This window comes from Sphingomonas sp. (genome assembly GCF_964263785.1).
Lineage (GTDB): Bacteria > Pseudomonadota > Alphaproteobacteria > Sphingomonadales > Sphingomonadaceae > Sphingomonas.
Genome location: NZ_CAXVWL010000055.1, coordinates 57,241 through 80,900 on the forward strand (window position 1 = coordinate 57,241; position 23,660 = coordinate 80,900).

A 23,660-nucleotide genomic window follows, 5' to 3' on the forward strand; every position below is an offset into this window, starting at 1 on the left:
GCGATGGACCATGCCCCGCGCGTTGGGGAAAGCAGGACCGACTGGACCCGCGCGGAGATCGCCGCGCTGTTCGACCTGCCGTTCGACGAGCTGATGTTCCGCGCGCAGACCGTCCACCGTGCGCACCATGCATCGGGCGAGGTGCAATTGTGCACGCTGCTGTCGATCAAGACCGGCGGGTGTCCGGAGGATTGCGGATACTGCTCGCAGTCCGTCACCGCCGAAAGCGGGCTGAAGGCCGACAAGTTGATGGCGGTCGACGCTGTGCTCGCCGCGGCGGCGGAGGCGAAGGCGGCGGGATCGCAGCGGTTCTGCATGGGCGCGGCGTGGCGCAATCCCAAGGACCGCGACATGGACGCCGTCGTCGCGATGGTCGAGGGGGTCAAGGCCATGGGGCTGGAGACCTGCATGACGCTGGGGATGCTGGAGCCGCATCAGGCCGAGCGGCTGGCGGGGGCGGGGCTCGATTACTACAACCACAACATCGACACCTCCCCCGAACATTACGGTAGCGTAATAACGACGAGAAGTTTCGCCGACCGATTGGAAACGTTGGAGAATGTGCGCCAGGCAGGCATCAACGTGTGCTGCGGCGGGATTGTTGGTATGGGCGAAGATCGAGAAGATCGCGTAGGCTTCGTCCACGCGCTGGCGACCTTGCCGCGGCATCCCGAGAGCGTGCCGGTCAACGCGCTGGTGCCGGTGCGCGGCACGGTGCTGGGCGACATGCTTGCGGACACGCCGATGGCGAAGATCGACGACATCGAGTTCGTCCGCACCGTCGCGGTCGCGCGGGTGACGATGCCGCTGAGCATGGTGCGGCTGTCGGCGGGGCGCGAGAGCATGTCGGAGGCGACGCAGGCGTTGTGCTTCCTGGCGGGGGCGAACTCGATCTTCACCGGCGACAAGCTGCTGACCACGGGCAACCGGGGGGACAGCGCGGACGCGGTGTTGTTCGCGAAGCTGGGGCTGGTGCCGATGGCGGGCGAGGAGCCGATGCGGGTGGCGGCGGAGTAGATGCCGACGCTGCTGCGGATCGGCGCTTTCCGATTCTACTTCTACAGCCATGAGCCGAACGAGCCGCCGCACGTCCACGTCGATCGTGGAGATGCGACGATCAAGGTCTGGTTAGAGAGTTTAGCGGTCGCGAAGAGCCGTGGGTTCCGCGCGCACGAGATCGGTGGCATCGTCGCGATCGTCGAGGAGCATCGCACCGCATTTCTGGAGGCCTGGCATGACTATTTTGGCTAGAGTAACCGACGAGCGGGTGCTCGATGTGCGTTTTGACGACGCAAGCCTGATCGTCGACCTGATGGACGGACGGACGATTTCCGCGCCGCTAGCCTGGTTTCCCCGGCTGGAGACAGCAACGCTTGAACAACGTGCCCGCTGGGAGAAGGCCGGAGCAGGTTATGGCATTCACTGGCCTGAGATAGACGAAGATTTGAGCACTGACGGACTGCTGCGGGGCGCATCTGCGCCGATGCGGGTGGCAGCAGAGTGAGTGGAACACGCAAACACCTGATTTGGACGAGCGTTGCGGGCGTAATGCTTATAGTCATCGTCGGATGGTTCATCCGCGGGATAGCGATATGCCCTGCGAACGAACCAGTTCGATCGAGCTGCCTAGCGTCCGCAAGTCAGCTGGCTGTGCAGTTCATGGCGGCAACGGCAGCCATCTACGTCGTGCTCGTGTTAATTACCTATTTTGCTCGAAGATCGGCTCGTCAATGGTATTCAACAAAATCTTAGTCGCCAATCGGGGCGAGATCGCGTGTCGGGTGATGCGGACTGCCAAGCGGATGGGGATCGCGACCGTCGCCGTCTATTCGGACGCCGATGCGCGCAGCCCGCATGTGCTGATGGCGGACGAGAGCGTGCGGCTGGGGCCTGCGCCTGCTGCCGAGAGCTATCTCAAGGCCGAGCTGATCCTGCTCGCCGCCAAGGAGACCGGGGCGGATTGCATTCATCCGGGGTATGGGTTTCTGTCCGAGCGCGAGAGTTTCGCGCGTGCGTGCGCCGAGGCGGGGATCACGTTCGTCGGGCCTCCTCCCAATGCCATTGCGGCGATGGGGGACAAGATCGAGTCGAAGAAGCTCGCCAAGGCGGCGGGGGTCAACGTCGTGCCCGGTTTCCTGGGCGAGATCGCCGACACCGACGAAGCGTGCCGAATCGCGTCCGACATCGGCTATCCGGTGATGATGAAGGCTTCGGCTGGCGGCGGCGGCAAGGGGATGCGGCTGGCGTATTCGGAAGCCGACGTCCGCGAGGGGTTCGAGGCGACCAAGCGCGAGGGGCTGGCGAGCTTCGGCGACGACCGGGTGTTCATCGAGAAGTTCATCGAATCGCCGAGGCACATCGAGATCCAGGTGATGGGGGACCAGCACGGGAATATTCTTTATCTCGGCGAGCGCGAATGCTCGATCCAGCGGCGGCACCAGAAGGTGGTCGAGGAGGCGCCTTCGCCGTTCGTGACGCCTAAGATGCGCAAGGCGATGGGGGAGCAGGCGGTCGCGCTGGCGCGGGCGGTGGGCTATTATTCGGCCGGAACAGTCGAGCTGATCGTGTCGGGGGCGGACGCTTCGGGTGAGGGGTTCTATTTTCTCGAGATGAACACCCGCCTGCAGGTCGAGCATCCTGTTACCGAGGCGATCACCGGGCTCGATCTGGTCGAGCTGATGATACGGGTGGCGGCGGGGGAGCGGCTGCCGCTGACCCAGGATCAGGTGCAGCTCGATGGGTGGGCGGTCGAGAACCGGGTGTATGCGGAGGACCCATACCGGGGGTTTTTGCCGAGTACGGGGCGGTTGGTGCGCTATGCGCCGCCTGCGACCACCTCGTCACCCCAGCGAAGGCTGGGGTCTGCGGGTGAGAGTGCGGGACTTCGCAACGAGGAGACCCCAGCCTTCGCTGGGGTGACGGACGGGGGCGGGGAGCGCGCCGCCTACATCCGCGTCGACGACGGGGTGGTCGAAGGCGGCGAGGTGTCGATGTTCTACGACCCGATGATCGCCAAGCTCGTCACCTGGGCGCCGACCCGCGAGGCGGCGATCGACCTCCAGATCGGGGCGCTCGACGCGTTCGAGATCGAGGGGCCGGGGAACAACATCGATTTCCTGTCGGCGCTGATGCAGCATCCGCGCTTCCGGTCGGGCGCGATCACGACCGGGTTCATCGCGGAGGAATATCCCGACGGGTTCCACGGCGCGCCCGCGTCGGTCGACTTGCAGCGCAAGCTGGCGGCGGTCGCGGTGGTGATCGACCTGGCGCATACGTCGCGGGCGCGGGAGATCGGCGGGCAGCTCGGCGGCTATGTCCACGATCGCGCCGATCGGGTGGTGACGATCGACGGCGAACGGTTCGACATGACGGTCGATGGCTACGACGGCGGCCTGCTGGTCAATTACAATGATCACCAGCCGCCGATCGACGTTGCCGGGCATTGGCAACCCGGGCAGCGAGTGTTCGCCGCGACGGTCGACGACGCGCCGCTGAGCGTGAAGGTCTCGCGGGTGATCGGCGGCTGGCGGCTGACCGCGCGCGGCAAGTCGCACGTCGTTCGCGTGCTGCCGCCGCACGTCGCGGCGCTGACACGGCATTTGATCGAGAAGGTGCCGCCAGACCTGTCGCGATTCCTGCTCGCGCCGATGCCGGGGCTGCTGGTGCGGCTCGACGTGGGCGAGGGCGACCGGGTCGAGGCTGGGCAGGCGCTGGCGGTGGTCGAGGCGATGAAGATGGAGAACATTCTGCGCGCGGGCAAGACGGGCGTGGTGAAGGCGGTGGAGGCGAAGGTGGGGGAGAGCCTGGCGGTGGATCAGGTGATTTTGGAGCTGGAGTGAGGCGCGACAATTCGCGACACAAAATCGCTGGACACCCATCGGTGTCGTAGCCATCCATCACACCGATGCGTCGTACCTTGCTTCTCCTGCCCGTGTTGCTTGCCGGGTGCACCGTTGGGCCGGACTATCGGCCGCGGTCGGCCGCCGAGCTTGGCGTGCCGGAGCGGTATTCGGTGCCCGCCGCGGCGACGCCTGAAGACCTGACGCGGTGGTGGGACCGGTTCGACGATCCGGTGCTCGGGCGGCTGGTCGAGCAGGCCCGGGTCGCCAACCTCGACGTGGCGCAGGCGGTTGCGCGGTTGCGGCAGGCGCGCGAGAGCCTGGTGCAGAGCCGGTCCAGCCTGTTGCCGACCGTCACCGGGTCGGCGGGGTACAACCGTTCGACCAATCTGGTCGGCGGATCGCGCAATATCCAGCTCTCGGACGGGACTGTCACGACGGTGTCGAGCGGGGGCGGCGACAGCTTCTCGCTGGGGCTCGATGCGCAATATCAGCTGGGGCTGTTCGGCGAACTTCGCCGGACGGTGGAGGCGACGCGCGCGCAATATGCGGCGTCGGGCTACGATTCCGCCAGCGTCCTGATCTCGGTCGAGAGCGAGGTGGCGCGTAACTACGTCCTCGCGCGGCTCTACCAGGCGCAGATCGCCAATGCGCGTGCCAGCCTGGCGTTGCAGGACGACAATCTGGAGATCGCGGGGTTTCGGGTGCAGGCGGGGCTGGTGTCGAGCCTCGACGTCGAGCAGGCGCGCGGGCAGCGCGCGCAGACCGCGGCGACGATCCCTTCGCTGGAGCAGCAGTATAACGCCGCCGTCTCGCGGCTTGGCGTGCTGACCGCGCAGACGCCGGGGGCGTTCAAGGCCGAGCTGGCGGCGGTCAGGCCGATCCCGAGCGGCCCGGTGGCGGTCGGCGCGGGCATCCCTGCCGACGTTCTCCGGCGGCGGCCCGACGTGCGCGGGGCCGAGCGCGCGCTGGCGGCGGCGACCGCACAGATCGGGGTGGCGAAGGCGCAGCTCTATCCCGCGCTGGCGATCAGCGGCAACATCCAGACCAACGCGACCTCGCTCGGTGGCATCGGCGACGCGATCACCGGTGGGCTGTTCGCCGGGCTGACGCAGGCGATCTTCAATGGCGGGCGGCTGCGCAGCCAGGTGCGCTCCAGCGAAGCGGCGGCGGATGCGGCGTTCGCCGCGTATCGCGGCACGGTGCTGACCGCATTGGAGGACGTCGAGAATGCGGTGGTCGCGCTGGCGTCGGCGCAGGAGCGCGAGCGGCAGTTCGCCATCGCGCTCGACGCCGCCAACAACGCCGCGATCCTGAACCGCAGCCAGTATCGTTCGGGGCTGACCGATTTTACCACGCTCCAGCAGCAGGAAGCCGCTTTGCTGAGCGCCCGCAACGGCGCGGCGCAGGCGCGCTCCGATGCCGCCACCGCGACGGTCGCGCTCTACACCGCACTCGGCGGCGGCTGGGACGTGGCCGTCATGCCCGAGGCTCCAACCCAGACCGGAACCCGCTGATGGTCGATCCCGACACCGACGATTTCCTGGGCGTGCAGCCGCAGCCGGCATGGCGGCGCTACGTGAAGTGGGTGTTCGTCTCGGTTGGCGTGGTGCTGCTCGCGCTGCTGCTGAAAAGCTGCTTCGCGGGCAAGGCGGCGGTGGACTATTCGACCCAGGCTGCGCGGCGGGGCGACCTGACGGTATCGGTGTCGGCGACGGGCAAGCTGGCGCCGACCAATCAGGTGACCGTCGGATCGCAGCTGTCGGGCCTGGTCACCAAGGTGGTGGTCGACGTCAACGATCGGGTGAGCGCGGGCCAACCGCTGGCGCTGATCGATCCCGAGCAGCTCGACGACCAGATCAGGGCCAATACCGCCGCGCTGTCGGCGAACCAGGCGCAGGTCGCGCAGGCGCAGGCGACCGTGTCCGAGGCGAACGCGCAGCTCGCGCGGCTGGAGGAGGTGTACCGGCTGTCGAACGGGCGGGTGCCGTCGAAGACCGAATTGCAGACCGGGCGCGCCAACGCCGCGCGTGCAGTCGCGGCGATCGGGGTCGCGCGTGCCAATGTCGCGGCGGCGCAGGCGCAGCTCGCGCAGTCGCAGACCCAGCGGGCGCGCGCAATCATCCGCTCGCCGGTGTCGGGGGTGGTGCTCGCGCGGCAGATCGATCCGGGGCAGACGGTGGCGGCGTCGTTCAACACCCCGACCTTGTTCGTGATCGCCGAGGACCTGTCCAAGATGAAGCTGGAGGTCGCGATCGACGAGGCGGATGTGGGATCGGTCCAGGTCGGGCAAAAAGCGTCGTTCGCGGTGGATGCGTTCCCGGGCAAGACCTTTCCGGCGGCGATCACGCGGGTCGACCTGGGCTCCAACCTGACGGTGAGTTCGGCGTCGAGCGCGGCGACGACGGCGACATCGACGACGGGGCAGGTGGTGAGCTACGCCGCCGACCTGACCGTCGCCAACCCGACCTTCCTGTTGCGGCCGGGGATGACCGCGACCGCGGACATCGTGACGTCGGAGCGGCGGAATGTGTTGCTCGTGCCCAGCGCCGCGCTGCGCTTCAAGCCCGCGGCGGCCGACGAGGGCGGGGGTATTGCAGGGTCGCTGACCTTCCGCCCGCGGCGTGGCGGACGGCCCGAGCGTACCGCGACGATCGGCCGCGGCGCGGTGCAGACGGTGTACGTCAAGGGTACGGACGGGACTCCGCAGGCGGTGCAGGTGACGACCGGCGACACCAACGGCACCGTCACCGAAGTGATCGGCGGCAATCTGAAACCCGGGCAGCAGGTCATCACCGGGCAGCTGGCGAGCGGCGGCGATGCGTCGACGCAGCGTGCGGGCGGAGGACAACGGCGGCAGCGTCAGGGCGGGTCGGGTGGCCAGTAGCGCTCCGCTGATCTCGCTTAGGGGAGTCACCAAGACGTACGGCTCCGGCGCGACGCTGTTTCAGGCGTTGAAGGGCGTCGACCTCGACATCGCGGCGAGAGATTTCGTCGCGGTGATGGGGCCGTCGGGATCGGGCAAGTCGACGACGATGAACATCCTCGGCTGCCTCGACGTGCCGAGCGCGGGGACGTTCACGTTTCGCGGCCACCATGTCGAGGCGCTCGATCGCGACCAGCGTGCGCTGCTCCGGCGCAAGTATCTCGGTTTCGTGTTCCAGGGCTTCAACCTGCTCAGCCGGACGTCGGCGCTGGAGAATGTCGAGTTGCCGTTGCTCTATCGCGGCGACGACAAGAAGGCGCGACGCGTGGCGGCGATGGCGGCGCTCGACAAGGTCGGGCTTGCGCCTTGGTGGAAGAACACGCCTGCCGAACTATCCGGCGGGCAGCAGCAGCGCGTAGCGATCGCGCGGGCGATCGTGACGAGCCCGGCGGTGTTGCTGGCGGACGAGCCGACGGGAAATCTCGATTCCGAACGCTCCGTGGAGATCATGGAGTTGCTTACCGACCTCAACCGGACCGCGGGGATCACCGTGCTGATGGTGACCCACGAAGCCGATATGGCGGCGTTCGCGCGAACGGTGGTGCATTTCAAGGACGGGCTGGTGGAGCGAATCGAGGCGGGCCACGCGCAGGGGGAGCGGGTGTCGTGAGACTGTGGTCATGCAAGCTCCCTCTCCCTTCGGGAGTGGGAAGGGTGAGGGTGATCCGGCAAAGACGTCCCACTCACCCTCACCCCGCGGCGCTTCGCACCTTGCCCCTCTCCCGAAGGGAGAGGGGTTGAGATGATCGGCACCACGCTCGTCCTCGCGCTGCGCTCGATCCAGCGGCATATCCTGCGGTCGGTCCTGACCATTCTGGGCATCGTCATCGGGGTCGGCGCGGTCGTCACCATGGTGACGCTGGGCAAGGCGACCACCGCGGCGGTGCAGTCGCAGATCAGCGCGCTCGGCACCAACATCCTCCAGATCCGTCCCGGCCAGGGTTTCGGCCGCGGCGGCGGGGGGCCGCGGCCGCCCGACTTCAAGCCCGAGGACGTGACGGCGATCGCGCAGCAGGTGGCGGGAGTCACCGCGGTGGCGCCGCAGGCGCAGGCGACCGCGACCGCGATCTACGAGGGCGCGAACTGGTCGACGACGATAAACGGCACGACCAACGACAGCTTCGTCGTCCAGCCGTGGCCGCTGGTGCTCGGCCGCCAATGGACGCGCGCCGAGGAGCAGGCTGGCAAGGCGGTGTGCATCATCGGCAACACCGTGCGCACCAATCTCTTCCGCGGCGGCGACCCCGTCGGCCAGCGCATCCGCATCGGCGCGATCAGCTGCGATGTCATCGGCGTGCTGTCGACGCGGGGACAGGCCGGGTTCGGCGGCGATCAGGACGATATCGTCGCGATGCCGATCAAGGCAGTGCAACGGCGCTTCACCGGCAACCGCGACATCCGGTTGATGCTCGTCGGGGTCGATCAGGCGTTCTCGACCGCGACCGTGCAGGATTCGATCAAGGACCTGCTGCGCGAACGGCGCAACATCACCGGCGGCAAGGATGACGACTTCTTCATCTTCGACACCAAGCAGATTTCGGACACGCTGACCGGCACGACGACGCTGTTGACCGGGATCGTCGCGGCGGTGGCGGGGATCAGCCTGGTGGTCGGCGGAATCGGCATCATGAACATCATGCTGGTGTCGGTGACCGAGCGGACGCGCGAGATCGGCATTCGGCTGGCGATCGGCGCGGTCGCGCGCGAGGTGCTGCTGCAATTCCTGGTCGAGGCGATCGCGCTGTCGTGCCTGGGCGGGCTGATCGGCCTCGCCATCGCGCAGCTGGCGATCGCGGTCATCTCGCCACTGATCAAGGTCGAATGGCTGTTCGACCTGCGTATCAACGTCATCGCGTTTGCGATCTCGGCGGTGATCGGGGTGGTGTTCGGATACTTCCCCGCGCGGCGCGCGGCGGCGCTCAATCCGATCGACGCGCTCCGTCATGAGTAGGCTCCTTCAGCGAGGCTGAAGGAGCGGGGGCACGAGTGAGCGCGCGATCCGGTGCGTGAACGAGCGCGCGCAGTTCGGCAAGGTCTTCGGCCGTATCGACGTCGATCAGCTCGGCGGGTGCGGTGACGACGTGGCGGCCGGCGCGGACGAGGTCGCGTGCGCCTTCGTCGCCCTTCAGCGCCAAGAGGAATTCGAAGCGGTCGCGGCCGAACAACGCGGGGGGCGATGTCTCGACGCCGTTGCTCGACGCGACCACCGAATCGAACCCGCGCGCGGCTTCGAACAGGCGGTGGATGTGGGTGGCGGTGACCCGCGGCATGTCGGCGAGCGCGAGCATCACCGCATCGGCGTCCTGCTCCTGCGCGGCCTTCACGCCCAGCCGGATCGAGCTGGCGATACCGGCCTCGGGCGCGTCGTTGCGCAGCACCCGGAAGCCGTGTTCGGCATAGTCGATCCGGCAGCTGCCGGTGACCGCGATGCGTTCGAGGAACGGCACCGCTTCGAGCGTGACCGCGACGTGGAGGCCGAGCGGGCTGCCGAGGAAGTCCTCGTCGAGCTTGCTGCCGACGTCGCCGTAGCGGGTCGAGCGGCCGGCGGCGAGGAGGAGGAGGACGGTACGTTCAACCGCGATCATGGAAAGCTCCTATCATGGCGGCGGCTATCGAGAGCGCGATTTCCGACGGACCGATCGCGCCGATGTCGATGCCGACGGGGGCATCGATGCGCTCGATGGCGTCGGGCGCAACACCTGCGGCTAGGAGGCGTTCGCGGCGCGCGGCATGGCTCTTGCGGCTGCCGAGCGCGCCGACATACGCGGCGTCGGTCGCCAGCGCCGCGATCAGCGCGGGGTCGTCGATCTTGGTGTCGTGGCTGAGCGTCACCACCGCGGTGGACGGGCCGGGGCGGTAGGCGGCGACACCCTCGTCGGGCCAGCGATCGTCGAGGGTGACACCGGGAAAGCGCTCCTCGGTGAGGAAGCGAGCGCGCGGATCGATGACGACGGTGTCGATGCCGAGCGTGGCCGCCAGCGCGGCGAGGCTCTGCGCGATCTGGACCGCGCCGACGATCAGCAGGCGGCGGGGCGGATCGTAGCGGTTGACGAAGGCGCTGCCGGTCTCCTGTGGCCGCGCGTCGGAATGGCCGGTGGCGAGGTCGGTGGTAACGGTCAGCGCCTGGCCGTGGTCGCGCGCGTCGGCGATGCGGTCGAAGAGCTCGGGGTCGAAGCCTTCCGCCGACACCGGCTGCACCATCACCGCAATCTCGCCGCCGCAGGGGAGGCCGACTTCCCACGCCGCCGCATCGGCGACGCCGTAGGTCTTCACCTGGAACGGCGCGCCTGCGATCACCTCGGCCGCGGTGGCGAGGATGTCGCTCTCGACGCAGCCGCCCGAGACCGAGCCCTCGAACCGACCGTCGGCGTGGACGAGCATGTGGCTGCCCTTGGGGCGCGGCGCCGAGCCCCAGGTGGAGACCACGGTGGCGAGCGCGAGGGGTTCGCCCTTCCAGGTGCGGGCGGCGGTGAGGACGGAGTCGTTTTCGGGCATTCTTGTGTTCCTTGTTCCTTCCGGGACGGGGAGGGGGGACCAGCGAAGCTGGTCGGGGGGGCCCGGCCGCGGGCGTTGCGCTGCTTGGCCGGGCCCCCTCCACCACGCCTCTACGACGCCCGGTCCCCCTCCCCGTTCCGGGGAGGAATTCAAACGGGCGGCAATCCCGCTAGCAGTTTGTCGAGCGTCACCGGGAAGTCGCGCACCCTGACGCCGCAGGCGTTGTAGATCGCGTTCGCCACCGCCGCGCCTGCACCCGAGATGCCGAGCTCGCCGACGCCCTTGGCACCGACCGGATTGGCGGAAGCGTCGACCTCTTCGATAAAATGCACCTCGATAGCGGGAACGTCGGCGTGGACTGCGACGTGGTATTCGCCGAAGTCGGGGTTCACGAACTTGCCCGTCCGGGTGTCGACGACCGCATCTTCGCTCAAGGCATAGGCCATGCCCCAGGCCATGCCGCCGGAGAGCTGGCTGGCGGCGGTCTTGCGGTTGAGGACGCGGCCGACGTCGAACACGCCAAGCATGCGGCGGACGCGGACCTCGCCGGTGACCGCATGGACCGCGACCTCGGCGAAGTGCGCACCGTGGCTCGCCTGGCTGGTGCGCTGCGATTCCTTGCCCGGGCGGGTTTTGCCGAGCGCGACGATGGGTTCGCCACGGACGAGATCGGCAAGCGGGACCTGACGTCCGCCCGCGGCGACGCAGCCATCGCGCAAGGTCAGCTCCTCGGGCGCGGCGTTCATCCGGAGTGCGAGCTCGGCGAGGATGTCCTCGCACGCCAACGCGACCGCGGAAGCTGCGGACCCTGCGCCGAACGATCCCCCCGACCCGGCGCTCGGCGGCAGGTCGGTGTCGCCGAGCCGGACGGTGACGTCGGCGATCGGCAGCCCCAGCATCTCGCCCGCGACCTGCGCCAGGATCGTATACGTGCCGGTGCCGATGTCGGTCATATCGCACGCGACGGTGGCGCGACCGTCGGTCTCCAGCGTGACGCGCGCCTGCGCCTCGACAGTGAAATTGCCACGCAGGGCCGCGGCCACGCCGATGCCGACGAGCCATTCGCCGTCGCGGGTGCTGCCCGGATCGGGAACGCGGGTCGGCCAGCCGAAGCGGCGCGCGCCCTCGTTATAGCAATCGAGCAGGCGGCGGGTGGAGAAGGGCTTGCCGCTCAGCGGATCGACGTCGGGCTCGTTGCGGCGGCGCAGCTCGATCGGATCAAGCCCGAGTTGCTCGGCAAGCTCATCCATCGCGCATTCGACCGCGAAGGTGCCGACCGCTTCGCCGGGCGCACGCACCGCGCCGGTTTCGGGCAGGTCGACGCGGACGAGACTGGTCGTGAAGCGGCGCGCCTTCCCGCGGTAGAGGGGCAAGGTGCCGAAGGGGACGGGTTCGAGGAACGCGCCCTGATCGTTCTGCGCGACGACGCTCTCGTGCGCCATTGCGGTGATGACGCCGTCTTCGCCACAGCCGATGCGCAGTCGCTGGATGGTGTGCGAGCGGTGGTGGACGAGATAGGCGGTCTGGCGGCGGGGGAGCGCGATTTTTACCGGGCGGCCGACCGCTTCGGCGGCGATGGCGGCAAGGATCGCTTCGGGGCCGACCCCGGTCTTGCCGCCGAAGCCGCCGCCGACGTAGGGCGCGAAGACGCGGACCTGATCGGGATCGATCTTGAGCGCGGTTGCGATCGTCTTGCGCGCCGCGCCGATCACTTGGTTGCTGCACCGGAGCGTCAGCCGGTCGCCGTCCCACCAGGCGGTGGTCGCATGCGGTTCGAGCGCCGCGGGGAAGTGGACGGGGGTGGTGTAGGTTCGGTCGAACACCACCGCGGCCTCGTCCAGCGCGGCGTCGAAGCCGCCGGTGTCGATTGGGGGCAGGAAGCCGATCTTGGGAGTTGTATCGACAGGCTGGTCGTGAACGTCGAACCGGTCCGCGCCGGCCTCCGTATCGACCCGGACGAGTGCGGCGGCTTCGCGCGCGATCTCCGGGTCCTCGGCGACGACGATCGCAACGGGCTGGCCGAGGTGGAAGATCGTTGTGGTGTCGAACTGCGGCATCGCGCGCGAGCTGGCTTGGCCAGCGGGCATGCGCGCGTCGCCGTGGATCACCGCGAGGACGCCGGGGAGCGCTTGCGCCGCGGACGCGTCGACGCCGAGGATACGGCCGCTGCCGACGGGCGTGCCAACGATCGCGGCATAGGCTACGCGATCGGGGGTGCCTTCGTAGGCGTAGGTCGCGGTGCCCGACACCTTGGCAGGGCCGTCGATGCGGTCGAGCGATGCGCCGAGGACACCCTGTTGCGCGCGTTCGAGCCCGGCGGGTCGGAAGGCCGCGTCCATGACGTGGTCGTTCATCGCGGCGTCTCCGTCAGGTCGCGGAGCGACGCGATCAGCGTGCGGCGCGCCAGCGGGATCTTGAAGTCGTTCGCGCCATAGCCTTTGGCATTGGCGAGCAGCGCGTCGGCCGCGGCTTCGAACGCCGCGGTCGCCGGTTCCCGGCCGATCAGTGCCGCCTCCACCGCCGGGTCGCGCCAGGGCTTCGGCGCAAGGCCGCCGAACGCCAGCGCGGCGTGCGCGATGCGGCCGTCCTCAACCGCGACGACGCCGGCGACCGAGACGAGCGCAAAGGCGTAGGAGGCGCGGTCGCGGACCTTGCGGTAGAGTTGGCGTGCTTCAGGTGGCGGCGCGGGGAGGTCGACGTGGGTGATGAGTTCGCCTGCCTCCAGCACCGTCTCGATATGCGGCGTGTCGCCGGGCAGCCGATGAAAGTCGGCGAGTGCGATGCGGCGGCGGTCGCCATCGGGCTTGAGCGTGACCACGGTCGCGTCGAGCGCCAGCATAGCGACGGCCATGTCGCTGGGGTGGGTGGCGATACACTGCGGGCTCGTGCCGAGGACGGCTAGGATGCGGGTGTGGCCGCCGGTCGCCGCACAACCGTTGCCGGGATCGCGCTTGTTGCAGGGCGCGGCGGTGTCGTAGAAGTAGTAGCAGCGGGTGCGCTGGAGCAGGTTGCCCGCGGTCGTCGCCTTGTTGCGCAGCTGTCCGCTTGCGCCCGCGAGGATCGCGCGGGCGAGGACCGGGTAGCGCGCGACGACCCTGGGGTCGGCGGCGAGATCGCTGTTGGGGACGAGCGCGCCGATCGATAGCCCGCCATTCTTGTCCTCGATATCATTCAACGGCAGGCGGGTGATGTCGACGAGGGTTTCGGGGGTCTCGACCTGCAGCTTCATCAGGTCGAGCAGGTTGGTGCCGCCGGCGATGAAGCGCGCGCCGGGCGCGGCGGCGTCGCGTGCGGCTTGCTCGGGGGTGCCGGCGCGGGCGTAGGCAAAGGTCTTCATGCTTCGGCCACCTCGCGAACGGCAGCAACGATGTTGGGGTAGGCGGCGCAGCGGCACAGGTTGCCGCTCATCCGTTCGGATATTTCCGCATCGGTAAGCTCGGGCGCATCCAGGTCGCCGGAAACGTGACTGGCCCAGCCGCGCTTCACCTCGTCGAGCATGCCGGCCGCCGAGCAGATCTGTCCGGGGGTGCAATAGCCGCATTGATAGCCGTCGTGGCGCACGAACGCGCGCTGGAGCGGATGCAGGTCGCCGGGCGTACCGATCCCCTCGATCGTGGTGATCGCGTCGTCCTGGTGCATCACCGCCAGCGTCAGGCAGGCGTTGATCCGGCGGCCGTCGACCAGCATCGTGCACGCGCCGCACTGGCCGTGGTCGCAGCCCTTCTTGGAGCCGGTCAGCCCGAGGTGCTCGCGGCACAGGTCGAGCAGCGAGGTGCGGATATCGACCTCGGCGTCATATTCCTGACCATTGATCGTGAAATGCATGTGCTTCCCTCTACGCGCAGCGGAGAACGCGGTAATGCATGGCGGTGTCCTCTTGCGAACGGCTATCATCCTCGCTGCGCTGGCGTGCGCGCCGGCGATCGGGCAGGAGGCGCGGGTGGATCGGCCGATCGTCATCGCGCACCGCGGCGCCAGCGGCGAGCGGCCCGAGCATACGCTCGCCGCTTACGAGCTGGCGATCGAGCGGGGCGCGGACTTCATCGAGCCCGATCTGGTGCCGACCAAGGACGACGTGCTGGTCGCGCGCCACGAGAACGAGATCGGCGGGACCACCGACGTCGCCAAGCATCCGGAGTTCGCCGCGCGGCGGACGACCAAGACGATCGACGGGACGAGCATCACCGGGTGGTTCGTCGAGGACTTTACACTCGCCGAGATGAAGACGCTGCGCGCGCAGGAGCGAATCCCCGAATTGCGGCCGGGCAACGCGACCTATGACGGGCGCTTCGCGGTGCCGACGCTGGCCGAGATCATCGCGCTCGCCAAGCGGCGATCGAAGGAGACGGGACGGACGATCGGCATCTATCCCGAGACCAAGCACCCGACGTATTTCGCGAGCGTCGGCCATCCGACCGACGCGCGGCTGGTCGCTCAGCTGAAGGCGGCAGGGTGGGATTCGCCAAGCGCGCCGGTGTTCATCCAGTCGTTCGAGGTCGACAACCTCAAGCGTATCCACGCCATGACCGGCATTCGGCTGATCCAGCTGATGGACGACGGCGCGCCTGCGGACGGCGCGGTACCCAGCTATGCGGCGATGGGGACGCCCGCAGGCCTCGCCGCGGTGGCGCGCTACGCCTGGGGGATCGGGCCGAACAAGGCGGCGGTGGACGGGACGACGCTGGTCGCCGATGCGCATGCCGCGGGGCTGCGGGTGCATCCGTGGACCTATCGCGCCGAGAACCGCTTTCTCCCGCCGCGCTTTGCATCGGGAACGGACCCGGCGGCGCACGGCGACTTGGCGGGCGAGATCACCGCCGCGCTTGCGCTTGGCATCGACGGCTTTTTCACCGATTATCCCGGCATCGGGGTCGCCGCACTTGACGCGGCTGCAAGGAAGCCAGTGAAATGAAGCGTATTTCTATCCTGTTGCCGCTGTTCGCGGGTGGCTGCGTCGGCACTGCAACGAGCATCGTCAAGGCACCGTTCCAGGTCGCGGGCAAGGCGGTCGACTGGTCGACGACCAGCCAGGAGGAGTCCGACCGCAACTATGGCCGCAAGATGCGCAAAGCCGAGGCGCGCGAGGGCAAGGAGCGGCGCGAGTATGAGAAGCGCTGCCGCAAGGAGGGTGCCGAGTGCCGCGGCTATGACGGGTATGTCGCGCGGGATTAGAACCATCCCATTACGGTGACCGGGAAGGGCGTCCACGCGCCCACGCGCACGCCGGCGGTGCGGAGTGCCTGTCCGGTCCAGGTGTTGCAGGTGCGGATCGCATCGTAATGCCCGCGAGCGTCGTAGAAGGTGTCGTAGCCCGCATAGCCGCGGTGATGCGCGCCGTGTGGAGCGAAGCTGGCGGCGATATAGGCGGCGAGCCTGCGATATTCTTCGGGGCGCAGGACGATTGCGCGGACGTCTGCGGCGGGCTCGGGGCGTGGGAGGTGTTCGACGTGGATCAGCGTTGCCTCGCTGCCCACCGCGGCGGCGAGGATCGTGCGGGGCTTCACGTCGGCCCATGTCTGTGTCTCGAGGAAGAAGGCGCGCTCGCCCCAGCCGAAAGCGACATGGTCGAAGGCGGCGTAGCGCGGATCGGCAAGGTCGCGGGCGGGAACCAGCGGCCGCCAATCGACGCCGGCTGCGACCTTGGGCAGGATCAGGCCGGTGTGGACGCCATTGCTCTCGACGTAGATTGTCACCCCCTGCGCGGGCGCGCGCCACCCGGCGTTGAGAGGAATCGCGCCGCCGACCAGTCCGGCGGCGGCATAGCCCGCGACCAGAAGAACGATCGCCGCGGCGAGCGCCTTGGCAACCCGGGTCACGGCTGCCACGTTTCATGCCTGTAACGCATCATGCTAGGACTAGCCGTATGGCCACCGAAACGCACGCGCTCGCTTCTCCGCCCGCCGGGGCCAATGCCGATTGGACGGTCGATCAGGACTGGGCGCGGTTCACGCCGGAGGAACACCGGGTTTGGGACACCTTGTTTGCCCGGCAAGCAAAGCTGCTGCCGGGCCGCGCGTCGGACGCCTATCTGCGCGGGCTCGACGTACTCAAGCTGTCGAAGCCCGGCATCCCCGATTACCGCGAACTCAACGCGCGGCTGATGGACCTGACCGGGTGGCAGGTGGTGGCGGTGCCGGGGCTGGTGCCCGACGACGTGTTCTTCGATCATATGGCCAACCGGCACTTCGTCGCGGGCAATTTCATCCGGCGCGCCGACCAGCTCGACTATTTGGAGGAGCCCGACGTCTTTCACGACGTGTTCGGGCACGTGCCGATGCTCGCCGACCCGGTGTTTGCGGACTACCTGGCGGCCTATGGGCGGGGCGGTCAGCGTGCGCTGGGGCTCGATGCGCTGAAATATCTCGGGCGGCTGTACTGGTACACGGTCGAGTTCGGGCTGATTGCTGAGCCCGAGGGCCTGCGCATCTATGGCGCGGGGATCGTTTCGAGCTTCTCGGAATCGCGTTTCGCGCTGGACGATCCGAGCCCGAACAGACTCGGCTTCGACATCGCGCGGGTGATGCGAACGGAGTATCGGATCGACGATTTCCAGCAGAATTATTTCGTCATCCCGAGCTTCGATGCGCTGCTGAAGGCGACGGTGGAGACCGACTTCGCACCGCTGTACGCGGCACTCAAGGCGCAGAACGACATTCCCGTCGCGGAGATCGTCGAGGGGGACGATATCCTGACGCGGGGGACGCAGGATTATGCGCAGGGCAAGGCGGCTTGAGCGCGGAAGGTGAGGCTAAGGTGAGGCCAGCGCGCAGTGCTGGTGGCTCGGCCATGTCTTGCGGAACGACAGTGAGAAAGAGCGGGCGACACCCCTAAGTGCATCGGTGATTGTAGGACAGCGCGGATTGTCCGGTCAGATATCGAGCGCCCAGCCGTCGCGGCCCTTGGGATCGAAGGGTACGGTTGGCACGTAGCGCTCGGCTCCGGCGGTGAGGCGGAGAATCGACCAGTCGCCGCGGCGGTCGACGGTGTCGAGGGTGCAGCCGCACGCTTCGTAGGCGGCGACGACGGTGTCGCGCTGGGTTTCGAGCAGCCCGGCCAGGACGATCGTGGCGCGTGGCGCGGCGATGCTGGCGAGCTCGGGGGCCATCGACACCAGCGGTCCGGCGAGGATGTTGGCGATCACGAGGTCGTAGGGCGCGGCGGCGGTTACGCTGGGATCGAGGGCGCCGTCGGCGACGATCAGGTCGATGCCGTCGACGCCGTTCGCCGCGGCGTTCTCGCGCGTCACGTCGATCGCGACGGGATCGATGTCGGTGGCGACGATCCGCGCGGCCGGCCAGAGATGCGCGGCGGCAAAGGCGAGCAGGCCGGTGCCGGTGCCGATGTCGACCACGCCCGCGAAGGTCTGCCCGGCCATTGCGTCGAGCATCGCCAGGCAGCCGCTGGTGGTCTCGTGATGCCCCGTCCCGAACGCACGGCCGGCGGCGATGCGCAAGCCGCGGGTCCCCGGCGGCGGGCTCGCATCGCCGGTGTGGACGAAGAAGCGGCCGACGTGGAGCGGCTCCAGCCCGGCCTGGCTCAGCGTGACCCAGTCGGCATCGGGAAGCCGTTCCCCCAGCGGTTCGGCGCCTGTGCTGGGCGCCAGCGCGCGGATGGCGGCGAGTGCCTGTGGGTCGGGTTCACGCTCCAAATAGGCTTCGAGACGCCATCGCTCGACGTCGTCCTCGACCTCTTCGGTGGTCGTCAGCACCGCGTCGAGGTCCGGGTCCTCCAGTCCGTCGATCGCCTCCGCCTCCGCCCGCGTGCAGGGCAGGGTGACCTTCCAGCTCCCCGCTGCCTGCTCAGCGCACATAGCTGGCCCCATTCACGTCGATCACCGCTCCCGTCATCGAGGCTGGGGCTTCCAGCGCAAGGAATTTGGCCGCGGCCGCGACCTCTTGCGGGTCCGCGACGCGGCCGAGCGGGATGTCGGCGAGCAATTTGTCGCCGCCGCGGCTTTCCAGATAGTCGTCGGCCATGCCGGTCATCGTGAAACCGGGGCAGATCGCGAACGCCAGGATGCCGTCGCGGGCGTAGCCTCTTGCAATGGTCTTGGTCATCGCGACCATGCCCGCCTTGGAGGCGGCATAATGCCAGTGCGCGGGGGAGTCGCCGCGGTAGGCCGCACGGCTGGCGATGTTGACGATCCTTCCGGGCACCTTGCGTGCCTGCCAGTCGAGGATGGCAAGGCGGCAGAGTTCGGCGGACGCGGTCAGATTGACCTGCATCGTGCGGTTCCAAGCATCGGTCCAGTCGGGGGAGTCGAGCGGATTGGCTTCGAAGATGCCGGCGTTGTTGATGAGGACGTCGATCGGGCCTTGCGCGCGGGCTTCGTCCCAGAGGGCTCGTGCGGCGCCGGGTTGGGCGAAGTCGGCGGGAATGCCGGTGCGGGTGCCCCCCTGACTGCTATGCCCGGTGACGGTGGCGCCGGATGTGGTGAGGGCGGCGGTGATCGCCGCGCCGATGCCGCGGGAGGAGCCGGTGAGGAGAATGTGGGTCATGGAAGGGGTTTAGCGCCGTTCGGCCCGCTCCGTCACCCCGGACTTGTTCCGGGGTCCAGGGTCGGGCTGGGCAATGCCATTAGCGGGTCAAGTCCAAGCCCCACCGCAAGGTCATTCCACGCGGGGTTCTGGCGCTCTATCAGGTTGCGCTTCCACTCACGGCGGTACCGCTTGAGTTGCTTCTCACGCCGGATCGCAACCTCCATCGTGTCGGCAACCTCGTAGTAGACCAGCCGTACGATAGTGTATTTCCTGGTGTAGCCGCTGAACGCACGCTCGCGGTGCTGGATCATGCGTCCGACCAGGTTGGATGTCACCCCGGTGTATAATGTGCCATAGTATCCCGTCACCAGGATGTAGACGCAGGGGATCCGCTCTCTCATCAACGGCATCGTTTGCCGAAGCCTGGACCCCGGCACAAGGCCGGGGTGACGGAGGATACTTGACTGGGTTTAAGGCTACGCCGCCACCCTGGCCACGAAATCCCCCGCGCTGGTCTTCAGCGCTGTCAGCCGCCCGTCGAGCCGGTCGAAGCCCTGGCTGACGGTATCGATCTCGCTCGCCACCGCTTCGGTATCCTCGCGGATCGCGGCAATCGTGCCGGACATGGAATCGGCCGCCAGCGCGGTTTCGTCGACCGCGGCGGTGATCGCGGTTACGGTTTGCGCCTGTGCCTCCATCGCGTAGCGGATGCGTTCGGCGGAGGTCTGGACTTCGACAACCGTCGCCTTGATGCTGGCGTTGGCATCGACGTTGGAGCGGGTGGCGGACTGGATCGCGGCGATCTTGGACGCGATGTCGTCGGTGGCGCGTGCGGTCTGGCTGGCGAGGCTCTTGACCTCCTGCGCGACGACCGCGAAGCCGCGGCCCGCATCGCCAGCACGCGCAGCCTCGATGGTGGCGTTGAGCGCGAGCAAATTGGTCTGCCCGGCGATGTCGCGGATCAGGCCCAGGATCGATTCGATGCCCTGCGCGTGGCCGCTGAGCGTTTCGGCCATGCTCACCGCCTGGCTGGCGTGGCTGGAGGCGCGGGTGGCGATATCGGCGGCGGCTTCCACCTCGTTGCGCGCGTCCTCGATCGCGCGGATGAGCCCGGCGGCGGTCTGTGCGGCCTCGCGCATCGCCACCGCGGACTGTTCGGCGGCGGCGGCGACTTCGCTGGTCTTGCCCAGCATGCCGCGGGCGAGACCCGACGCGCAACCGCCCTGCGCGCGCAGCACGTGGCCCTCCTCGGTCGCCTTCTCGACGACATCGGCGATGTCGTCGCGGAACGCGCAGGCGAAGCGGTCGCGCTCGATCTGGGCTTCGTGCGCGGCAAACCCTGCGAACAATGCGACGGTCAGCTCGGTCTCCATCCCGAACAGCCGCATCAGCGCATCGACGAGGTCGGCGTGGCGCGGATCGCTGCTGGGCACCCGATCGATCAGCACGCCGAGTGCGGCGCGATCGCTGGAGCACGACATCGCCAGCACCTCCATCGGCAAGATGTTCGCAGCATGCGCGACCGCGACCGCGCGTTCGAGCGATTCGACCCAGGCGCGCCCGGACAGGTCGCAGAAGCGGCTGCGCAGATACGCGCGCCCTTTTGCGATCCGCTCGACGCGGTCGTGCGGGGTCCAATTGGCGGTTTCCGCACGGCCGCTGCGGTGGTGCGTCCAATAGGCCTCGACGACCCGGTCGGCTTCGGGTTCGATGATGTCCCACAGCTCGGCGGCGCGCGCGATCAGCTTGCCCTCGCCGCCGTCGAATGCGCGGATGCGCGCGGCCATGTCGATGGTGGCGGCGATGGTCGTCGGCTGGGGCAAGGACACGGGGGAAGCTCCGCATGGGAATGGGACGTTGCGATCCTGGCTAACCGCGATTGGTTAAGGGCGCGTAAGGACGCGACCCTTGCATCGCGCCGCCCGCGCCGTAATAGGTCGGCGGATTTCTTCTGAGGATGTAGCCCCTTGGCATCGCGCACTCCGGCCCGCCCGCTCTCTCCGCACCTGACGATCTGGAAATGGGGGCCGCACATGCTGGTCTCGATCCTCCACCGTGCGACCGGCGACGGGATGGCGACGGTCGGCACGTTGCTGTTCGTGTGGTGGCTGGCGGCGCTGGCGTCGGGCGAGGAGGCCTATGCGGCGTTCCGCGACGTGTTCACGACCGATGCGGGCGCGCTCAACATCGTCGGCTGGGTCGTGGCGGTGGGGCTGACGCTGTCGCTGTTCCAGCACGTGATGACCGGCATCCGGCACTTCTTTCTGGATGCGGGTGCGGGATTCGAGCTGAAGACGAACAAAACATGGTCGATGCTGACGATCGTCGCGGCGGTGGTACTGACCGCGGCATACTGGCTCTATATGGGGACGAAGTGATGCGGTCGGGCACTCCTCTCGGGCGGGTTCGCGGGCTTGGCGCTGCGAACGAAGGCACCCACCATTGGCTGAACCAGCGGGTGACCGCGGCGTCGAACCTGTTCCTGATGGCGTGGCTGCTGATCGCGGTCGCGCGGCTGGGCAGCTACGATTACGCCGCGATGCACGCGTGGGTGCGCTCCGCCTGGGTGGCGATCCCGCTGATCCTGCTGGTGGTGTCGGTGTTCTACCATTTCCGCCTGGGGTTGCAGGTGCTGATCGAGGATTATCAGCATGATGCGGCGCGAGTCGTGTCGCTGTTCGCGCTCAATTTCTTTGTCGTGGCCACGGGGGGAATCGCGATCTTCTCGATCCTCAAGGTCGCCTTTTCGGGAAGTCCGGCCTGATGGCTTCGTCCTACAAGATCATCGACCACACCTATGACGCCGTCGTCGTCGGCGCGGGCGGATCGGGCCTGCGCGCGGCGATGGGGATCGCCGAGACGGGGCTGAAGACCGCGTGCATCACCAAGGTGTTCCCGACCCGCAGCCACACCGTCGCGGCGCAGGGCGGCATCGCGGCGTCGCTCGGCAACATGGGTCCGGACCATTGGACCTGGCACATGTACGACACCGTCAAGGGCTCCGACTGGCTCGGCGACCAGGACGCGATCGAATATCTGTGCCGCGAGGCGCCCGCCGCGGTGTACGAGCTCGAGCACGCCGGCGTGCCGTTCAGCCGCACCGAGGAGGGCAAGATCTACCAGCGCCCGTTCGGCGGCATGATGCAGAACATGGGCGAGGGGCCGCCCGCCCAGCGCACCTGCGCCGCCGCCGACCGGACCGGCCATGCGATGCTCCACGCGCTGTATCAGCAGAGCCTGAAATACTCGACCGACTTCTACATCGAATATTTCGCGCTCGACCTGATCATGGAGGACGGCGTGTGCCGGGGCGTGATCGCGCTGTGCATGGAGGACGGCAGCATCCACCGGTTCCGCGCGCACCAGACGGTGCTGGCCACCGGCGGTTACGGGCGCTGCTACTACTCGGCGACCTCGGCGCACACCTGCACCGGCGACGGCGGCGGGATGGTGCTGCGGGCGGGGCTGCCGCTGCAGGACATGGAGTTCGTCCAGTTCCACCCGACCGGTATCTACGGCGCGGGCGTCCTCATCACCGAGGGCGCGCGCGGCGAGGGTGGGTATCTGACCAATTCGCAAGGTGAGCGCTTCATGGAGCGCTATGCGCCGAGCGCCAAGGATCTGGCGTCGCGCGACGTCGTATCGCGCTCGATGGCGATGGAGATGCGCGAAGGGCGCGGGGTCGGCAAGGAGGGGGACCACATCTATCTCCACCTCGACCATATCGACCCCAAGGTGCTCGCCGAGCGGCTGCCCGGGATCACCGAGACCGGCAAGGTGTTCGCAGGGGTAGACCTGACCCGCCAGCCGCTGCCGGTGACGCCGACGGTGCATTACAACATGGGCGGCATCCCGTGTAACTACCACGGCGAGGTCGTGCGGCTGAAGGACGGCGACCCGGACCATGTGGTGCCGGGGCTGTTCGCGGTCGGCGAGGCGGCATGCGTGTCGGTCCACGGCGCTAACCGGCTGGGATCGAACTCGCTGATCGACCTCGTCGTGTTCGGGCGCGCGACGGGGCATCGGATCGCCGAGATTACCAAGCCGGGCGGCAAGCATGCGCCTTTGGCGAGTGGGTCGGAGGAGATGGCGCTTGGGCGGCTCGATCACTTCCGGCAGGCCGCGGGCAGTACGCCGACCGCGAAGCTGCGGATGGACATGCAGAAGACGATGCAGAAGCATTGCGCGGTGTTCCGCACCGACGAGCTGATGGGCGAGGGCGTGACCAAGATGGAGGCGGTGTACGCGGGGATGCAGGACGTCGGCATCACCGACCGCTCGCTGATCTGGAACACCGACCTGGTCGAGACGCTGGAGCTCGACAATCTGGTGAGTCAGGCGCTGGTGACGATCCGCAGCGCGCGCAACCGCCAGGAATCGCGCGGCGCCCACATGCACGAGGACTTCCCCGAGCGCCACGACGACGAATGGATGAAGCACACGCTGGCGACGTTCGACGGCTGGGGCGGCAAGGGCGGGGCGACCGAGATCAGCTATCGCCCGGTGCATGATTATACGCTGACCGACGATATTGAGTACATCAAGCCGAAGAAGCGGGTGTATTGATCCTGCTGCTGCTAACCGCCGGTGCGTTTCTCGTAACGCTGATGGTCGTCGAGTTTACTTGGGTGCATCCGATGCTGATCGGCTTGGCCTTGCCGATCGGGGCTGGCATTGTGTTGCTCACGATTTTTAGGCTGACGTCGAACCCACCGGGTAACTCGACCGCAGGCGTGGCGATCGTAATCGTTCCCATCGCCGTCGCGCTGGGGTCGATACCGGCCGGAACAATCGCGTCAGTGCGGCAATGGTGGAAACGGCGATCCGGATAGTGCTATGCCCGCCATTCGCCATGGCGCA

Annotated in this window: 25 protein-coding genes; 15 read left to right on the forward strand and 10 right to left on the reverse strand. The window is 68.0% G+C overall.

Annotated features, from left to right (window positions below; translation table 11 throughout):
* The first annotated feature begins 3 nt into the window (after window positions 1–3).
* The 8 genes from bioB to ACE5C1_RS07860 all read left to right on the forward strand — a co-directional run bounded on the left by bioB (window position 4) and on the right by ACE5C1_RS07860 (window position 8,776).
* Window positions 4–1,017 (forward strand): biotin synthase BioB, encoded by a 1,014-nt coding sequence (gene bioB, locus ACE5C1_RS07825; RefSeq protein WP_374943537.1) that lies wholly within the window; start codon window positions 4–6, stop codon window positions 1,015–1,017.
* Window positions 1,018–1,251 (forward strand): DUF4160 domain-containing protein, encoded by a 234-nt coding sequence (locus tag ACE5C1_RS07830; protein ID WP_374943502.1) that lies wholly within the window; start codon window positions 1,018–1,020, stop codon window positions 1,249–1,251.
* On the forward strand, window positions 1,235–1,504 hold the full coding sequence (locus ACE5C1_RS07835; protein ID WP_374943503.1) for a DUF2442 domain-containing protein: 270 nt from the start codon (window positions 1,235–1,237) through the stop codon (window positions 1,502–1,504). Before ACE5C1_RS07830 ends, ACE5C1_RS07835 begins: the two co-directional genes overlap by 17 nt.
* A gap of 226 nt (window positions 1,505–1,730) precedes the next feature.
* Window positions 1,731–3,839 carry a biotin carboxylase N-terminal domain-containing protein gene (locus tag ACE5C1_RS07840; RefSeq protein ID WP_374943504.1) on the forward strand — a complete coding sequence of 703 codons (2,109 nt, stop codon included), beginning with the start codon at window positions 1,731–1,733 and terminating at the stop codon, window positions 3,837–3,839.
* A gap of 65 nt (window positions 3,840–3,904) precedes the next feature.
* Entirely contained in the window at window positions 3,905–5,356 is a 1,452-nt protein-coding gene (locus ACE5C1_RS07845; protein ID WP_374943505.1) for an efflux transporter outer membrane subunit, read from the forward strand.
* The gene (locus ACE5C1_RS07850; RefSeq protein ID WP_374943506.1) at window positions 5,356–6,726 is read left to right on the forward strand and encodes an efflux RND transporter periplasmic adaptor subunit; all 1,371 of its coding nucleotides are present in this window, start codon (window positions 5,356–5,358) and stop codon (window positions 6,724–6,726) included. Before ACE5C1_RS07845 ends, ACE5C1_RS07850 begins: the two co-directional genes overlap by 1 nt.
* Window positions 6,716–7,435: an ABC transporter ATP-binding protein gene (locus ACE5C1_RS07855; RefSeq protein ID WP_374943507.1), complete on the forward strand. Its 720-nt coding sequence runs from the start codon at window positions 6,716–6,718 to the stop codon at window positions 7,433–7,435. Before ACE5C1_RS07850 ends, ACE5C1_RS07855 begins: the two co-directional genes overlap by 11 nt.
* A 132-nt stretch (window positions 7,436–7,567) precedes the next feature.
* Window positions 7,568–8,776, forward strand: a complete 1,209-nt coding sequence (locus tag ACE5C1_RS07860) for an ABC transporter permease (RefSeq protein ID WP_374943508.1) — start codon at window positions 7,568–7,570, stop codon at window positions 8,774–8,776.
* Here the strand turns inward: ACE5C1_RS07860 and ACE5C1_RS07865 are convergent.
* The 5 genes from ACE5C1_RS07865 to ACE5C1_RS07885 form a co-directional block, all read right to left on the reverse strand.
* Window positions 8,745–9,410, reverse strand: coding sequence for a nucleotidyltransferase family protein (locus ACE5C1_RS07865; RefSeq protein WP_374943509.1), 666 nt, complete (start codon window positions 9,408–9,410; stop codon window positions 8,745–8,747). The genes ACE5C1_RS07860 and ACE5C1_RS07865 overlap by 32 nt on opposite strands.
* Window positions 9,397–10,320, reverse strand: a complete 924-nt coding sequence (locus ACE5C1_RS07870; protein WP_374943510.1) for an XdhC family protein — start codon at window positions 10,318–10,320, stop codon at window positions 9,397–9,399. Before ACE5C1_RS07870 ends, ACE5C1_RS07865 begins: the two co-directional genes overlap by 14 nt.
* A 149-nt stretch (window positions 10,321–10,469) precedes the next feature.
* A complete protein-coding gene (locus ACE5C1_RS07875) occupies window positions 10,470–12,674 on the reverse strand; it encodes a xanthine dehydrogenase family protein molybdopterin-binding subunit (protein ID WP_374943511.1) in 2,205 nt (734 codons plus the stop codon).
* Entirely contained in the window at window positions 12,671–13,657 is a 987-nt protein-coding gene (locus ACE5C1_RS07880; RefSeq protein WP_374943512.1) for an FAD binding domain-containing protein, read from the reverse strand. Before ACE5C1_RS07880 ends, ACE5C1_RS07875 begins: the two co-directional genes overlap by 4 nt.
* Window positions 13,654–14,145: a 2Fe-2S iron-sulfur cluster-binding protein gene (locus tag ACE5C1_RS07885; RefSeq protein ID WP_374943513.1), complete on the reverse strand. Its 492-nt coding sequence runs from the start codon at window positions 14,143–14,145 to the stop codon at window positions 13,654–13,656. Before ACE5C1_RS07885 ends, ACE5C1_RS07880 begins: the two co-directional genes overlap by 4 nt.
* Before the next feature lie 34 nt (window positions 14,146–14,179).
* Between ACE5C1_RS07885 and ACE5C1_RS07890 the strand changes: the two genes are divergently transcribed.
* Window positions 14,180–15,232, forward strand: coding sequence for a glycerophosphodiester phosphodiesterase (locus ACE5C1_RS07890; protein ID WP_374943538.1), 1,053 nt, complete (start codon window positions 14,180–14,182; stop codon window positions 15,230–15,232).
* Entirely contained in the window at window positions 15,229–15,492 is a 264-nt protein-coding gene (locus ACE5C1_RS07895) for a hypothetical protein (protein ID WP_374943514.1), read from the forward strand. The genes ACE5C1_RS07890 and ACE5C1_RS07895 overlap by 4 nt, the downstream gene beginning before the upstream one ends.
* Here ACE5C1_RS07895 and ACE5C1_RS07900 read toward each other — a convergent pair.
* A complete protein-coding gene (locus tag ACE5C1_RS07900) occupies window positions 15,489–16,145 on the reverse strand; it encodes a TIGR02117 family protein (RefSeq protein WP_374943515.1) in 657 nt (218 codons plus the stop codon). The genes ACE5C1_RS07895 and ACE5C1_RS07900 overlap by 4 nt on opposite strands.
* Before the next feature lie 38 nt (window positions 16,146–16,183).
* On the opposite strand from ACE5C1_RS07900, the gene phhA reads away from it, so the two are divergent.
* Complete coding sequence (gene phhA / locus ACE5C1_RS07905) at window positions 16,184–17,053, forward strand: phenylalanine 4-monooxygenase (RefSeq protein ID WP_374943516.1); 870 nt, start codon at window positions 16,184–16,186, stop codon at window positions 17,051–17,053.
* A 135-nt stretch (window positions 17,054–17,188) separates the two neighbouring features.
* Here phhA and ACE5C1_RS07910 read toward each other — a convergent pair whose 3' ends face one another.
* From ACE5C1_RS07910 to ACE5C1_RS07925, 4 genes are all read right to left on the reverse strand, one after another.
* Window positions 17,189–18,130, reverse strand: a complete 942-nt coding sequence (locus ACE5C1_RS07910; RefSeq protein ID WP_374943517.1) for a 50S ribosomal protein L11 methyltransferase — start codon at window positions 18,128–18,130, stop codon at window positions 17,189–17,191.
* Window positions 18,120–18,818: an SDR family NAD(P)-dependent oxidoreductase gene (locus ACE5C1_RS07915; RefSeq protein WP_374943518.1), complete on the reverse strand. Its 699-nt coding sequence runs from the start codon at window positions 18,816–18,818 to the stop codon at window positions 18,120–18,122. The genes ACE5C1_RS07910 and ACE5C1_RS07915 overlap by 11 nt, the downstream gene beginning before the upstream one ends.
* Window positions 18,819–18,850: 32 nt before the next feature.
* Entirely contained in the window at window positions 18,851–19,201 is a 351-nt protein-coding gene (locus tag ACE5C1_RS07920) for a GIY-YIG nuclease family protein (protein WP_374943519.1), read from the reverse strand.
* Window positions 19,202–19,276: 75 nt separating this feature from the next.
* Entirely contained in the window at window positions 19,277–20,587 is a 1,311-nt protein-coding gene (locus ACE5C1_RS07925; protein ID WP_374943539.1) for a methyl-accepting chemotaxis protein, read from the reverse strand.
* A 246-nt stretch (window positions 20,588–20,833) separates the two neighbouring features.
* Between ACE5C1_RS07925 and sdhC the strand changes: the two genes are divergently transcribed.
* Genes sdhC through ACE5C1_RS07945 form a run of 4 tightly spaced genes read left to right on the forward strand, consistent with a single transcriptional unit; the run spans window position 20,834 to window position 23,632 of the window.
* Entirely contained in the window at window positions 20,834–21,178 is a 345-nt protein-coding gene (gene sdhC / locus ACE5C1_RS07930) for a succinate dehydrogenase, cytochrome b556 subunit (protein ID WP_374943540.1), read from the forward strand.
* A complete protein-coding gene (gene sdhD / locus ACE5C1_RS07935) occupies window positions 21,178–21,564 on the forward strand; it encodes a succinate dehydrogenase, hydrophobic membrane anchor protein (RefSeq protein ID WP_374943520.1) in 387 nt (128 codons plus the stop codon). The genes sdhC and sdhD overlap by 1 nt, the downstream gene beginning before the upstream one ends.
* Entirely contained in the window at window positions 21,564–23,366 is a 1,803-nt protein-coding gene (sdhA, locus tag ACE5C1_RS07940) for a succinate dehydrogenase flavoprotein subunit (RefSeq protein WP_374943521.1), read from the forward strand. Before sdhD ends, sdhA begins: the two co-directional genes overlap by 1 nt.
* Window positions 23,363–23,632, forward strand: coding sequence for a hypothetical protein (locus tag ACE5C1_RS07945; protein ID WP_374943522.1), 270 nt, complete (start codon window positions 23,363–23,365; stop codon window positions 23,630–23,632). The genes sdhA and ACE5C1_RS07945 overlap by 4 nt, the downstream gene beginning before the upstream one ends.
* Window positions 23,633–23,660: the final 28 nt, after the last annotated feature.

What these genes read in the sequence shown, in the direction of transcription:
- ACE5C1_RS07875 (WP_374943511.1), bottom strand. Translation starts at nt 12,674, where the DNA reads ATGAACGACCACGTCATGGACGCGGCCTTCCGACCCGCCGGGCTCGAA.
- bioB (WP_374943537.1), top strand. Translation starts at nt 4, where the DNA reads ATGGACCATGCCCCGCGCGTTGGGGAAAGCAGGACCGACTGGACCCGC.
- ACE5C1_RS07925 (WP_374943539.1), bottom strand. Translation starts at nt 20,587, where the DNA reads ATGGCCGCGCGCATCCGCGCATTCGACGGCGGCGAGGGCAAGCTGATC.
- ACE5C1_RS07830 (WP_374943502.1), top strand. Translation starts at nt 1,018, where the DNA reads ATGCCGACGCTGCTGCGGATCGGCGCTTTCCGATTCTACTTCTACAGC.
- ACE5C1_RS07915 (WP_374943518.1), bottom strand. Translation starts at nt 18,818, where the DNA reads ATGACCCACATTCTCCTCACCGGCTCCTCCCGCGGCATCGGCGCGGCG.
- ACE5C1_RS07860 (WP_374943508.1), top strand. Translation starts at nt 7,568, where the DNA reads ATGATCGGCACCACGCTCGTCCTCGCGCTGCGCTCGATCCAGCGGCAT.
- sdhA (WP_374943521.1), top strand. Translation starts at nt 21,564, where the DNA reads ATGGCTTCGTCCTACAAGATCATCGACCACACCTATGACGCCGTCGTC.
- ACE5C1_RS07840 (WP_374943504.1), top strand. Translation starts at nt 1,731, where the DNA reads ATGGTATTCAACAAAATCTTAGTCGCCAATCGGGGCGAGATCGCGTGT.
- ACE5C1_RS07835 (WP_374943503.1), top strand. Translation starts at nt 1,235, where the DNA reads ATGACTATTTTGGCTAGAGTAACCGACGAGCGGGTGCTCGATGTGCGT.
- ACE5C1_RS07885 (WP_374943513.1), bottom strand. Translation starts at nt 14,145, where the DNA reads ATGCATTTCACGATCAATGGTCAGGAATATGACGCCGAGGTCGATATC.
- ACE5C1_RS07895 (WP_374943514.1), top strand. Translation starts at nt 15,229, where the DNA reads ATGAAGCGTATTTCTATCCTGTTGCCGCTGTTCGCGGGTGGCTGCGTC.
- phhA (WP_374943516.1), top strand. Translation starts at nt 16,184, where the DNA reads ATGGCCACCGAAACGCACGCGCTCGCTTCTCCGCCCGCCGGGGCCAAT.
- ACE5C1_RS07920 (WP_374943519.1), bottom strand. Translation starts at nt 19,201, where the DNA reads ATGAGAGAGCGGATCCCCTGCGTCTACATCCTGGTGACGGGATACTAT.
- sdhD (WP_374943520.1), top strand. Translation starts at nt 21,178, where the DNA reads ATGCGGTCGGGCACTCCTCTCGGGCGGGTTCGCGGGCTTGGCGCTGCG.
- ACE5C1_RS07870 (WP_374943510.1), bottom strand. Translation starts at nt 10,320, where the DNA reads ATGCCCGAAAACGACTCCGTCCTCACCGCCGCCCGCACCTGGAAGGGC.
- sdhC (WP_374943540.1), top strand. Translation starts at nt 20,834, where the DNA reads ATGCTGGTCTCGATCCTCCACCGTGCGACCGGCGACGGGATGGCGACG.
- ACE5C1_RS07865 (WP_374943509.1), bottom strand. Translation starts at nt 9,410, where the DNA reads ATGATCGCGGTTGAACGTACCGTCCTCCTCCTCCTCGCCGCCGGCCGC.
- ACE5C1_RS07880 (WP_374943512.1), bottom strand. Translation starts at nt 13,657, where the DNA reads ATGAAGACCTTTGCCTACGCCCGCGCCGGCACCCCCGAGCAAGCCGCA.
- ACE5C1_RS07850 (WP_374943506.1), top strand. Translation starts at nt 5,356, where the DNA reads ATGGTCGATCCCGACACCGACGATTTCCTGGGCGTGCAGCCGCAGCCG.
- ACE5C1_RS07890 (WP_374943538.1), top strand. Translation starts at nt 14,180, where the DNA reads ATGCATGGCGGTGTCCTCTTGCGAACGGCTATCATCCTCGCTGCGCTG.
- ACE5C1_RS07910 (WP_374943517.1), bottom strand. Translation starts at nt 18,130, where the DNA reads ATGTGCGCTGAGCAGGCAGCGGGGAGCTGGAAGGTCACCCTGCCCTGC.
- ACE5C1_RS07845 (WP_374943505.1), top strand. Translation starts at nt 3,905, where the DNA reads ATGCGTCGTACCTTGCTTCTCCTGCCCGTGTTGCTTGCCGGGTGCACC.